Below are 12,799 nucleotides of genomic sequence, written 5' to 3' on the forward strand. Positions count from 1 at the left end.
TCACTTGTGAAGGGCCAGCGCGGGTGCGGCGGGCGCCGGGTGGCGTTTATGAAACAGCCGCTCCAGTTGCAGGTAAATGACCGGCGTAGTGAACAGGGTCAGCATCTGGCTCACCAGCAGGCCACCGACCACTGCGATACCCAGCGGTTGACGCAGTTCGGCACCGACCCCGAAACCCAGCATCAGCGGCAGGGCGCCGAGCAGGGCGGCAAGGGTGGTCATGATAATCGGTCGGAAACGGGTAATGCAGGCCTCATAAATGGCCTCCTGTGGCGACAGGCCCTGCTCACGCTGCGCTTGCAGGGCAAAGTCCACGAGCAGAATGCCGTTCTTCTTGACGATGCCGATCAACAGCACGATGCCGATCAGGGCCATGATCGAGAAGTCCTGCCCCATCATCCATAGCAGCAACAGCGCGCCGATACCTGCCGAGGGCAGGGTGGAGATAATGGTCAGCGGGTGCACGAAACTTTCATAAAGCACACCCAGAATGATGTACACCGCCACTAGCGCGGCGAGAATCAGCCACGGCTGGTTGGCCAGCGAACTCTGGAATGCCTGCGCCGCACCCTGAAAACTGCCGATGATCGAGGCGGGCATGCCGATCTCTTTCTTGGCCTGATCGAGCATGCTTACCGCGTCGCCCAGTGCGACCCCGGACGCCAGGTTGAATGACAGGTTGGCAGCCGGGAACATACCGTCGTGGCTGATCGACAGCGGGCCCATGCGCGGCGCACTGACTTTGGCCAGTGCCGACAGCGGCACCATTTCATTGGTCAGCGGTGAGCGCAGGTAGAAGTAAGCCAGGCTTTCGGCCTTGCCACGCTGCTGGGCATCCAGTTCGAGGATCACCTTGTACTGGTTGACCTCGGTCTGGTACTCGCTGATCTGCCGCTGGCCGAACGCATCGTACAGCGCCTGATCGACGTCGGCGGTGGTCAGGCCGAATCGCGCGGCAGCACTGCGATCAATATCGATATGGGTGACGCTGCCGCCCAGTTGCAAGTCGTTGGACATATCGCGAAACGCCGGATTGCTACGCAGCTTTTCAGTCAGCCGTTGCGTCCAGGTGTTGAGCAATTCGCCGTCGTTGCTCTTGAGCACATACTGATACTGACTGCGGCTCGGCCCGGAACTGAGGTTGATGTCCTGTCCGGCACGCAGATACAGAACGATGCCGGGGACTTTCGCCAGCTTGGGGCGCAGGCGGTCGATGAACTCGCTAACCGACACATCGCGTTCGGAGCGCGGCTTGAGCGAGATCCAGAAGCGTCCGTTGGCGATGGTCTGGTTGCTGCCTGACACACCGACTGAATGCGAGAACGCCAGCACTGCCGGGTCTGCGCCGACGATTTTTGCCAGTTGCAGGTGTTTTTCCACCATGTCCGGGTAGGAAATGTCGGCAGCGGCCTCGGTGGTGCCGAGTGCAAAAGCAGTGTCCTGAACCGGAAAGAAGCCCTTGGGTATGAGGATGTAGCCGACTACCGCCAGCGCCAGGGTCAAGCCGAACACGCCGAGCATCAGTCGCTGATGGGCCAGTGCCTTACGCAAGCCTCGCTCGTAGGAGGCCAGCAAACGTTCACCGAAGCCTGGCTTCTGATGCGGATTGTGAGTGGGGGCGCGCATGAACAATGCCGCCAGGGTCGGCGCCAGGGTCAGGGAGACGACCACCGAAATCAGAATGGTTGCAGTGGCGGTCAGGGCGAATTCCTTGAACAGCCTCCCGACCACGCCGCCCATGAACAACAGCGGAATGAACGCGGCCACAAGCGAGAAGCTGATCGACACCACGGTAAAGCCGATTTCCCCCGCGCCCTTTATGGCGGCCTCGCGCATGCCTTGTCCGGCTTCAAGGTGGCGATGGATGTTCTCCACCACCACGATGGCGTCGTCCACCACGAACCCGACCGCGACCACGATGGCTACCAGTGTCAGGTTGTTCAGGCTGAAGCCGAACAGGTACATCATCGCAAAGCTGGCGATCAGTGATACCCCGAGCACCGCGCTGACGATCAGCGTGGCCGACAGTTGGCGCAGAAACAGTGCCATGACCGCCACCACCAGCAGCACCGCGATCATCAGGGTCAGTTCCACTTCGTGCAACGAGGCGCGAATGGTGCGGGTCCGGTCGTTGAGTACCGAGACGTCAACGGTGGCCGGGAGCATTTCCTGTAACCGTGGCAGTTCACGCTGGATGCGGTCCACGGTGTCGACAATGTTGGCGCCCGGCTGACGAAAAATAGCGATGTTGACGCCTTGCTGGTCGCCGGACCAGGCCTTGACGTAGGCGTTTTCCGAACCCGCGACCACCCGCGCCACATCCTTGAGCTGGACGGGAGCACCGTTCTTGTAGGAAACGATCAGTTGCGCGTAGTCCTGCGGCTTGAATAACTGATCGTTGGACGACAGTGTCGAGATGCTGTCCTTGCCGTACAAGGCACCTTTGGCCAGGTTGAGGCTGGTCTGTTGCACCGCCAGGCGAATGTCGGCCAGGGTCAGCCCCAGCGCGGCCAGTTTTTCGGGGGCGGCCTGCACACGAATCGCTGGCCTTTGCTGGCCGGTGATGAACACCTGGCCCACGCCTTCGATCTGGCTGAGCTGGCGAGCCAGGATGGTTTCGGTGACATCGCTCAGCTCCGTGCCGGGCATCAGGCTGGAACTGACACTCAGGATCAGCACCGGGCTGTCAGCCGGGTTGACCTTGCGCCAGGTCGGCAGGCTCGGCATGTCGGCTGGCAGACGCCCCGCCGCAGTGTTGATGGCGGCCTGGACTTCCTGGGCGGCAGTGTCGATGCTTTTGTTGAGGGTGAATTGCAGCGTCAGGTTGGTGGACCCCAGCGCGCTGCTGGAGGTCATCTGGGTCATGCCGGGGATCGCGCTGAACTGCACTTCCAGTGGGGTGGCAACCGAAGACGCCATGGTTTCCGGGCTGGCACCGGGCAACTGCGCGGTAACCTGAATGGTCGGGAACTCCGCTTCCGGCAACGGCGCAATCGGCAGTCGTGGAAAGGCAATGACCCCCAGCAGTACCAGCGCGAAGGTCAATAACAAGGTGGCCACCGGGTGGTCGATGCACCACGCCGATACCGAGCCTCGGCCACTCATCGTGCTTGCTCCACTTGCGCGCTCGCGACATCCGGGGCGGGCGCGCTGACCACTTCGACAGTTGCCCCAGGCCGCAGTCGCGACTGGCCGTCGCTGACCAGCACATCTCCGGCATTCGGACCGCTGATCAATGTCTGCTCGCTGTCCTGATAAAGCACCTTGACCGGTACGACTTCCACTTTTTTATCAGCAGTGAGTCGATAGACGAAGTGCTGATCGATGCCGCGCTGCACTACTTGTGGCGGTACTTTGAGCGAGTTGAGTTCGACACCGGTCTGGATCTTCACCGTGACCAGCTGCCCGGGCCAGAGCTGTTCGCCGGGGTTTTTGAATTGAGCCTTGGCGCGGATCGTGCCGGTGGTTGCCGAAACCTGATTGTCGATCAGCGAAAGCGTGCCTTCACCCAAAAGCAGTCCGTTGGCCGCGCCGTCGCCCTGATACGCCTTGACGGTCGCAGCGCTACGCTCGGCAATCAGCCCCTGCAGGGTCGGTAACATCTGCTGAGGCAGAGAGAATTCCACCGCAATCGGGTCGATCTGTGTCACCGAAAACAGCCCGGTAGCATCGCTGACGCGCAGGAAGTTACCTTCATCGACATTGCGGATGCCGACCCTGCCCGTAACCGGCGAGCGAATCTGGGTGTAGGAGAGCTGCACCTGTGAGGCGTTGATGCTTGCTTCGTTGCCTTTCGCCGTGGCTTCGAGTTGCCTGACCAGTGCCTGCTGCTGATCGAATGTCTGACGCGAAATACCGTTGTCCTGAGTGAGCTGGCGATAGCGTTTCAGGTCCAGTTGCGCGACATCAAGCTGCGCCTTGCTCTGCGCCAGCTGGGCGCGTGCCTGCTCAAGCGAGGCGCGGATCGAGCGGTCATCCAGCGTCGCCAGCAACTCGCCGGCCTTGACCTGTTGACCTTCCTTGACCAGCACGCGCGTCAGTACGCCATCTACCTGAGGACGGATCACCACACTTTGCAGCGACAGCACCGAGCCGATCCCGGTGACGAAACGTGGTACGTCCTCAATGCTGACCGTGATCACCTTGACAGGCACCGCAGTCACGGAGCTTTTCGGGAGTGTGGCAGGGCGTGTCAGTTTCCATCCGGCAATGGCCACGCAGGCTATCAGCAGGACTACAGCGGTGACGGTCAGGGTCTTTCTGCGCATATGAAGAAAACGCCAAATGTCGGTACGGGAGTAATATTTTTTTACGGCTTCCTTATAGCCTGCAAACCCGGTCAGCAGAATGACTTTTAGCTGTCAGGTTTGTCAGAAAGCCTCCACTGCGCATGGCGTGCAGTCAAGAAAATCCGCTAACGGACGATATCTATGTTGAAGAGCTATTTGTCCAGATGTTTATAAAGTCCTAAGAGTTTTCCTACATTTTCCTAGGTCGGCTTCTGGCAGCTAATTCTCCCATCAACTTAACTCACTGTATGAGCCTATGAGTGGAGAACGCCATGAACAGTAAAAAATCGACCTGGAAAGTTATGTTGAAATGTTTGTTTCTTCGCCAGGGTTTGGGGGCCGTCATGGTGTCGGTTCCCTTGCTGGCTGCGCCTGCTTTTTCATGGGCAAAGGACGGCGCATTGACGTTGCATGGCAGTATCGTCAACAGCAGTTGTGTGATTTCCGACATTAATGTGAATGCGCCTGTTGCTCATGCGCGCATTCTGCAAGTTGCACCGGGCATCAATATGCAGGTGAGCACCGAACACAATGCATGTGGTGATCAATTCGTGCCGTTTGTCGCGCACTATCAGGTACTTCCGGTCGCCGAGACCGACGGCGAGGCCCTGCAGGCCCGCGCTGGAGTCATCACGTTGAGCTATCAATAAATACAGATCTGTACTATTTTTCCGACCGGACTGTCACCCACGTTTAAGTGACGGTCCAGTATCCAGTCAGCCCTTTCAAAACTGAAATCGCCGCGGTTTAAAACATCGGCGCCCCTCTGTGTAACAGCCTTAATTAGCCTACTTGCGCAAGACGCCTGGTTATTCCTACAGACCTGTCCTGCGTGTCGTGTTGTGTTGTCTGCGGGTTAAAAGTTATCCAGCTGACAGCATCGAAATAGACCCGGATCTATAGTGCTCACCGTCCGATAGCGGGCACACACGACATAACACAAGGAAGGTCGTTAGCATGAAAAAGCTCTCTCTTACATTGGCAGTTCTGGGCGTAATGGGCGTTGGTATGGCGGGTACCGCCAGTGCGGCGAACAACGGAAAAATGGTCTTCAACGGCACCCTGACCAATATCTCCTGCGATGTGGGACCGGGCACGGGCGTCAGTGCGGGCACCAACCCTGGCGAAATCAATGTCGACCTGGGTAACGTCTCCTTCTCTGATATTGGTGTATCGAGTGAAAGTCGATTCGAAACGGCTACGCCTATTCAACTGCTGGTCAACTGTAGCGCGGGCGCAGATCAATACAGCATGGTCAAGATGCGCCTTACTGCCCGTAACGGCAGCGGTCTGGACAATAACGATGCCAAACTTCTGCGCACTACCGGCGCGGCAGATGGCGTCGGTATCGGCCTGCTCAATGCCTCAAGCGTTCTGATGGATCTGAGCGGTGCTGAAACCGTCGACACCACGCTCATCAAGGATGGTGCCAGCGGTGCGACTGCTGAAATCAATTTTGGCGCGGTCTATGTGCTCAACGGCACGCCGACCAATCCGGGTAATGCCGACGGCTTCCTGCCGTTCGTGATGGATTACGAGTAACCGTGTCGGACAGGGCGGGCACGCTCGCCTTGTCCCTTATCGAATTCAAGGCGAACGCCAGTATGTTTCCTGATTTTTTTCGCTACACGATGCTGGTTGCGACAGTGTGCTGTGCGTCCTCTGTTCAGGCGGGCATCGTATTGAATACGACGCGCGTTATTTATCAGGGTAATGAAAAAGAGGTCAGCCTGGGTGTTCACAACAGTGGCGGGGGAGAGATTCTCCTGCAGTCCTGGCTTGAATCTCCGACAGTGGCGACCAACAAGACTGACAACAACGACACCCCAGCCTATTTGCCTTTTATCGTTACGCCTGCGCTGACGCGCATGGCCGGAGGTGGCAAGCAACTGTTGCGCATCATTCATTCCGGTGCAGACATGCCCACTGATCGTGAATCGGTGTTATGGCTCAATGTGCAGGAAATCCCCCAGACCGCCGCAGAGAACACGCTACAGATTGCGATACGTCAGCGCATAAAAGTGTTCTTCCGGCCGGACGGTTTGCAGGGCGATCCGCAGCAGGCACCTGAACAACTGAACTGGCAATCAATCGATAACGCGGGTGTGCAGGTGGAAAATCCGGGGCCCTATCACGTGTCCATGCTGAGGATTTCCATACGCCAACACGATAGTGAGCTTGCCCGTCTCGACAGTCAGATGCTTGCCCCCCATCAGCGCTTGCGTATCCCGTTGCTGCACACACCGGGAAGTGCGCCGTTGCTGGTGAGTTTCGTCAGTATCAATGACTACGGCGGGCAAGTGCCTTATCAAGTGACACTGGCCGATAAAGAACCGGGTCATGCCCGCAAGGCCTTGCCTCGATAACCTGCCGCCTCACACGTCAGCGTTCACTGTTCAAACCGTTGGGCCTGCGTGACAAACCGGCCCGGCAGACCTGCGTCTGTGTAAAGGATTGCGCGGCGCGCGCGACAGCCGAAGTAGAGTGAAGACCGCTATGGAATGGCGCAAAAAAGATCACAAGGGAGTCATTGCACAGTTCGCTCTGCCTCACCCACGACACTGTCCGCTGGGTATCGGCCTGGGGTTGACGTTAATGTTTTCGCTCAGCGCGTTCGCAGCCTCGCCTGGCGGTACTCGGGCTGACGGGACAGTCAAATTCAATACGGCGTTTATCCAGGGAAGCGATCAGCCGCCTGACCTCCAGGAGTTTCTGCGTACCAACAGCGTACTGCCCGGCACTTATCGGGTTGATATTTACGTCAATCGCAAACTGAGCGGCAGGCGAGATATCACCTTTTCAAAAAATAGAGTGTCAGGCCTGATTGAACCCTGTCTGTCGCTTGAAATGCTGCAGAGCTTCGGTCTGGACCTGAGTCGCCTGCCTTCAGATGAAGGCGCTGCTCAGGGCTGTTTCGATTTGCCTGCGCGTGTCGAGTTTGCGCGTGTCGACTATCAGCCCGGTGCGTTGCGACTCGCTATCAGTGTGCCGCAAGCCGTTATGTCGCGGGGCGCGCGCGGTTATGTTTCACCGGAGCTTTGGGACCAGGGTGAGACGGCAGGTTTTATCAATTACAACGCCAATGGCAGCAGGCGCCGTAACAAGGGGCTGGAAACGGACCAGTATTATCTCGGGATGCGAAATGGCCTGAACCTCGGGGCCTGGCGATTGCGCAATGAGTCCTCGCTGGTCGGCGGCAGTGATCGGCCCGGGCGTTATCGCAGCAATCGTACTTTCGCGCAGCGTGACATCACTTTCCTGAAAAGCCAGTTCACGGTGGGGGAGACCTTCAGCGACTCGCAGGTTTTCGACAGTGTTCGCTTCAAGGGCGCTGCACTGGCTTCTGACGATGGCATGTTGTCCGACAGCGAGCGCGCTTATGCCCCGGTCATCCGCGGGATTGCCGAGACCAACGCCACGGTGGAAGTTCGTCAGAACGGTTTTCTGTTGTACAGCGGCAGCGTTTCACCCGGGCCTTTCGAAATTGCCGATATCTACCCCAGCGGTTCCAATGGTGATTTGTCGGTGTCGGTCATTGAGGCCGACGGGCGCATACGGACTTTTACCCAGGCCTACGCATCGCTGCCGATCATGGTTCCTTCGGGATCCTTGCGTTACAGCCTGGCCGTCGGGCAGGTCGATGGCAACGATGATGTTCAGGCCTCTCCCGATTTTGCCAGCACGGCCCTGATTTATGGGCTTTCCGAGCGGATTACCGGGTTCGGTGGTCTGCAACTGGCCGAAGATTACCAGGCCGCGAATATAGGTGCCGGGATCAATACCGGGCTGGGCGCAGTGTCGCTGGATATCACCCGGTCAGTCAGTCAGGTGGCTCAACAGTCGCGCAGCGGCCAAAGCCTGCGGGTGCGTTATGCCAACACGCTGGACGTTACCGACACCACGCTGGCCGTGGCAGGTTACCGCTACTCCACTGAAGCGTACCGGACCCTGAGCCAGCACGTCAGCGATACCGACCCGCAGAGACATACGCTGTCCACTGGCCTGGCTCGGGATCGGCTTGAGCTCAGTGTTACCCAGATAGTGTCGAGCCACGCCGCATCGCTGAGTCTGACCGCTTCCGAGCAGCGCTACTGGAATCTGCCCGGCAAAACCCGGCAACTTTATCTGTCCTATAACGCTGCCTGGCAGACCGTCAATTACAGCCTGTCCATTGAACGCAACGAGGACTTCGGGCGAAACGGTGAAGCGAGCACCGACAATCGTGTTGCCTTGAGCGTGACCCTGCCACTCGGATCGAGCCCTGGTTCGTCGCGACTGTCTTTCAATGCCGTGCGCGACAGCACCGGCGAGTATAACGCTCAGGCCGGGCTCAACGGTCAAGTGCTCGGCGACCGTGATACGTTTTATTCGGTACAGGCCGGGCATGACAGCAGTTCCGGCAGTTTCGGTGCCGGGAAGATCATGACCACTACCGGTTTCGGCCGCTTCGAGGCCGGTTATAGCCAGGGCCAGGACTACGATGCATTCAGCCTGTCTGCGGCGGGTTCGCTGGTGGCTCACCCCGGTGGTTTGAACCTGGGGCAGGCGCTGGGCGAAACCTTCGCCCTTGTTCAGGTTCCGGACGTCAGCGGGGCTCGGTTGAAGTCCTTCAGTAACGTCGAAACTGCAGACAACGGCTATGCGGTTCTGCCCTATGCGCAGGCCTACCGGACCAACTGGGTCAGCCTGGATACCCGCCAGTTGGGCGCTGATGTCGACCTGGAAAATGCCATCACCCAGCTCGTACCGCGCCGCGGAGCGATACCGGTGGTGCGCTTCAAAGCCATTGTGGGCCGCCGCGTCCAGTTTGAACTGGTGCGCGCCGACGGCAGCAAGGTACCGCTGGGTGCCAGTGTCGAGGATGAACAGGGCAGGGCGCTGGCGGTGGTCGACCCTGGCAGTCAGGCGCTGGTGCTCAGTGAGCAGGATGTCGGCAGCTTGCGGGTTCGCTGGTCTGATCAAAGTTGTCAGGCAGCATTCTCGCTGCCGCCCAGAGATCCGGCCCGTGCCTACGAGCGGATCAGGGTGACATGCCAATGAGCGCGCTTGCTGATTCATGCCCGGCAGTGTTGGCTGCGCTGCTGCTGGCGGGCAGCGTTGGCGCACAAGGGGCGATTTCGCTGAGCGGAACACGGCTGGTCTTTGATGGCCAGTATCACGAAGCCAGTATCGAGGTGCGCAATCGAGGTGATTCGGAGGCGCTTTTTCAGGCCTGGCTAAGTGATGCCCAGGATGACGACGACACTCCGCTAGTTCGGCGTAGAACGCTGCCGTTCGTGGTCACGCCGCCGCTTTCACGTCTGCCGGGCGGCGGCAGGCAGGTCCTGCGCGTGTTGTATCAGGGCACAGGCATGCCGCAGGGGCGCGAGTCGCTGCTGCATTTGTATGTGCTTGAGGTGCCTCGACGGCAGGCAGGCACTCGTCAGTTGAATGTCGCCGTGCGTCAGCGCATCAATGTGTTTTACCGGCCCGTTGGTCTAGAGGGGGATCCTGCTGACACGGGCGCAAAGTTGCTGTGGACACTGACTCATGACGAGGCAGGCGTTTCCTTGCTGACGGTCAGTAACCCAATGCCTTATCACGTGTCTCTGCAAGCGTTGCGCATTGACGCTGTTCAACTCAGCGAGTACCTGCTGCTGGCACCGGGCGCCCATTTTGAAATGGTTGTACCAGCGAGCGTTCTGCCCTCCGCAACCCATCGTTTTTCATACAAGGCGCTGACCGATTATGGCGGTCAGCGTACTTATTGCACACCGCTCAAGGGGCAGGCGGCCTTTACGGCCCGCTTGCTGGAGCCCCATTCCTTTCAGGACGAATGCTGATATGAAACGACTGTCTGCCAGACGCTGGCTGCTATCCACTGTGGTGTTGCTGATGCTGAATCCGGCTTCCGTCTTCGCGTTGGTCTGTACCACTCAGGGGACGGGCGAAACCGAAATTCACGATGATCTGGGCAGTACGGTGGCGATTCCGGAGTCGATTCCCAACGGGGAAGTGGTGTGGCGTTCCGAGCCTGTGAATGTTCAGGTCGAATGTGCCAAGGACGGCTCGCAGTCTGTCGAGGAAGAGATTTTCATCTACCTGAACCCGGACAATCGTTTGATCGGTCAGGGTATCCGCGCTGGCATGACGCTTCAGGGCACCGATCATCTGCAAGGCAGCGGACGGGTCAGTACCGGGAGCTACTTGCCGGCCTGCCATGAAGGCGACAGCAATATCGAAAATTGTCCAAAGGTGCGCTTCAATCTGGCGTTTTCCGTATTTATCCAGAAGTTCGGCGCAACACCACCCTCTGGCGTGGCCAGTGATCTGCTGGATTACCGGTTTTTTCAACTGGGTGGTGCGACGGACTCAAGCCGGGTGCCGGGGCGCAGCCTCAGTTACGTGATCAACAACCTGCGGGGGCTGCGGTTCGTGGCCTGCGACGCCGACCTTCAAGTGCTCCCCGAAACCGTGGAGTTCGGCGACGTTGCCATACATCAGGTGACCATTGGCAAGGTAATCGCCACGCAGACATTTTCTTTGCTGACCAGTCGTGCGTGCGATTCGCCGTTCAGCATTGATGCGCGTTTCAGGCCGGTGACAGGCAATCTGTCCGGCGAACTGCTCGTTCCCTCCGGCAATGATTCGCTGGGGATTCGTATTGCCAGCGCTGTCAGTGGCCAGCCGTTACGTTACAACGAACCGTTCCATCTGGCAGAACTGCTGGGTGAAACCAACGCTGCCAGTGCTGACTTCAATGCGCAGTTGCTGTGGAATTCCAATACACCGACGCCGGGACCGTTCAATGCCGAGATCATGGTCGATCTGTTCTACAAATGACGGCGACAGGAGGCTCGGGCGGTTACGCGGCGATTGATGTATGCTGCGCGACCGCGGGCATGTGCCCGGCCAATTCGACTTTCTGGTGACACCATGACCACTCCTGAACAACCCCCTGTTCAAGACGCCGCAGCCGACTCCGTCGCAGACACTGAAAAGAAGGCTGTCATTGCGCCTTTCAGCTTTCCGTTCAAGCCTTCGGAGTTCGCCCAGGCCAAAAAGGAACCCGCATGGCATCAGAAAGCCAACAAGCATGGTCATCACAAGACCCCTGGCGTAGCCCCGGCGGGCACGCGCAGATCGATGGGCAAGCGCTGATCGCGTGAGTAATCCTGTTCAGGCTGCCTGCAAGGGTATGAACAGGTAGGAAACCGGCTCCCGATCCGTAACGTCGGCACCCTCCTGTTGCAGGGTGTCCAGAACCTGCTGTCCCGCCACATGAAATTCCCAGTGCGAGCCATTGGGTTGCATATCCTGCGCACGGTTTGCGACCTCCGCGATGGCGGTCGCAAATGCGTTCATGTCCGGCAGATACGCGACGAAGCCGTTGCCCTTGAGGGCGGTGGTGCGTATGCCCAGTTGCTGACAGATCAACTGTTTGGTCTCTATCTCATCCCGATCGGCCTGACGGGATTGTTCGATCAAGTCCATCAACTGCGTATCAACCAGCCTGTCGCCAATGATCAGGTCTGGACCCTGCTCCCAGGACTCTGGCGGGCAGCCCTTGGTTTCGGGGCGTAATGGAATGTGCGGATTGATCTCCATCGGATAGATCCGGCACACCAGCGGCCTGCGCTCGTAAATGCGACACAGGTTTTTCTCGTCAAGATTCCGGCAACGCCCAACGTTGTAGGCCGCGAAGGTGATCGCCACGAAGGCTGTTGTGCTGCCGCTGTTCACCTGCGTCGAGCGCCGGCTGGCATGGGGCAGTTGGGCCTCGGAAACGCCATAGCCATTGCTCAGAAAAGCTTCGGTCAAGACAATCACGGTGCCGCCGTCTGCCGCCCATTGTGCGGCTTCGCCAAGCGTAAGAGGCACGTGGTGGTCGGTGCAGCAACCGCCGCAACCCACACAGGAAAACTTGGTGTCCATTGTCTCGATGACCCTTTCAGAGCTGCGCGCCGAGCGACAACAATTGGTCACTCTCCTGGCTGATACAGCTCAGGAAGCAAGTTGTGCGCCAGTCGCTGGTTGGGTCAACGGTCCCGTCAGGCTTCGGGAATATCGAAACGTTTCAGGTAGGACATCCCTGATTTCTCGTACAGACGCCGTGCCTTGAGGTTGTTTTCCATGACGTGAAGATCGACCGCTGCTTCGCCGCATGTACTCAAATGGGCGAACAGGTGGTTGAGCAGAGCGGAGCCTATCCCGCTACGTCGCACTTCGGGATGCACGACCAGGTCTTTGATGAATGCGCTGGTCCAGCAGACGATCACGCCCACCACTGTTTCGTCGAGCACGGCCAGAAAGCACCGCGACGTGTCGAATTCCGGGTCTTGTTCGAAGGCGGCTCGCCAGTGCGGATAATCCGGCACACTGCCTGCCGCGCTGGCATGACCCTGTGTCAGCAGGCGGTGAACCTCTGGAGCTTGCTCAAGGGTGAAAGGTCGCAGCAGGACACGCGGCGGCCAGATCGCAGCGGGTACGGGTAAGGCGAGAGTCCGACGCATCAGCCAGTAATGTCCGGC

Annotated in this window: 11 protein-coding genes; 7 read left to right on the plus strand and 4 right to left on the minus strand. The window is 58.8% G+C overall.

Annotated elements, in window-relative coordinates:
• Together KP808_RS05625 and KP808_RS05630 are read right to left on the minus strand one after the other, a co-directional pair.
• Complete coding sequence (locus KP808_RS05625; RefSeq protein ID WP_219171045.1) at positions 1-3,105, minus strand: multidrug efflux RND transporter permease subunit; 3,105 nt, start codon at positions 3,103-3,105, stop codon at positions 1-3.
• Positions 3,102-4,268, minus strand: a complete 1,167-nt coding sequence (locus KP808_RS05630) for an efflux RND transporter periplasmic adaptor subunit (protein WP_230017685.1) — start codon at positions 4,266-4,268, stop codon at positions 3,102-3,104. The genes KP808_RS05625 and KP808_RS05630 overlap by 4 nt, the downstream gene beginning before the upstream one ends.
• 293 nt (positions 4,269-4,561) lie before the next feature.
• Between KP808_RS05630 and KP808_RS05635 the strand changes: the two genes are divergently transcribed.
• From KP808_RS05635 to KP808_RS05665, 7 genes are all read left to right on the plus strand, one after another.
• The gene (locus KP808_RS05635; protein ID WP_058401695.1) at positions 4,562-4,939 is read left to right on the plus strand and encodes a hypothetical protein; all 378 of its coding nucleotides are present in this window, start codon (positions 4,562-4,564) and stop codon (positions 4,937-4,939) included.
• A 307-nt stretch (positions 4,940-5,246) separates the two neighbouring features.
• Complete coding sequence (locus tag KP808_RS05640; RefSeq protein ID WP_058401696.1) at positions 5,247-5,831, plus strand: fimbrial protein; 585 nt, start codon at positions 5,247-5,249, stop codon at positions 5,829-5,831.
• 62 nt (positions 5,832-5,893) lie between these two features.
• Positions 5,894-6,655 (plus strand): fimbrial biogenesis chaperone, encoded by a 762-nt coding sequence (locus tag KP808_RS05645; RefSeq protein WP_058408988.1) that lies wholly within the window; start codon positions 5,894-5,896, stop codon positions 6,653-6,655.
• Between the two features lie 130 nt (positions 6,656-6,785).
• Entirely contained in the window at positions 6,786-9,329 is a 2,544-nt protein-coding gene (locus KP808_RS05650) for a fimbria/pilus outer membrane usher protein (protein WP_456107277.1), read from the plus strand.
• Positions 9,326-10,111, plus strand: coding sequence for a fimbrial biogenesis chaperone (locus KP808_RS05655; RefSeq protein ID WP_122259271.1), 786 nt, complete (start codon positions 9,326-9,328; stop codon positions 10,109-10,111). The genes KP808_RS05650 and KP808_RS05655 overlap by 4 nt, the downstream gene beginning before the upstream one ends.
• 1 nt (position 10,112) lies before the next feature.
• Positions 10,113-11,111 carry a fimbrial protein gene (locus KP808_RS05660; protein WP_058408980.1) on the plus strand — a complete coding sequence of 333 codons (999 nt, stop codon included), beginning with the start codon at positions 10,113-10,115 and terminating at the stop codon, positions 11,109-11,111.
• Positions 11,112-11,204: 93 nt separating this feature from the next.
• Positions 11,205-11,429, plus strand: coding sequence for a hypothetical protein (locus KP808_RS05665; RefSeq protein WP_002552338.1), 225 nt, complete (start codon positions 11,205-11,207; stop codon positions 11,427-11,429).
• 18 nt (positions 11,430-11,447) lie between these two features.
• Here the strand turns inward: KP808_RS05665 and KP808_RS05670 are convergent, their stop codons facing one another.
• Both KP808_RS05670 and KP808_RS05675 read right to left on the minus strand, forming a co-directional pair.
• Positions 11,448-12,203 carry a YkgJ family cysteine cluster protein gene (locus KP808_RS05670; protein ID WP_230017693.1) on the minus strand — a complete coding sequence of 252 codons (756 nt, stop codon included), beginning with the start codon at positions 12,201-12,203 and terminating at the stop codon, positions 11,448-11,450.
• Between the two features lie 116 nt (positions 12,204-12,319).
• Positions 12,320-12,781, minus strand: a complete 462-nt coding sequence (locus KP808_RS05675; RefSeq protein WP_058401700.1) for a GNAT family N-acetyltransferase — start codon at positions 12,779-12,781, stop codon at positions 12,320-12,322.
• Positions 12,782-12,799 lie beyond the last annotated feature (18 nt).

The organism is Pseudomonas savastanoi (genome assembly GCF_020917325.1).
GTDB lineage: Bacteria > Pseudomonadota > Gammaproteobacteria > Pseudomonadales > Pseudomonadaceae > Aquipseudomonas > Aquipseudomonas amygdali.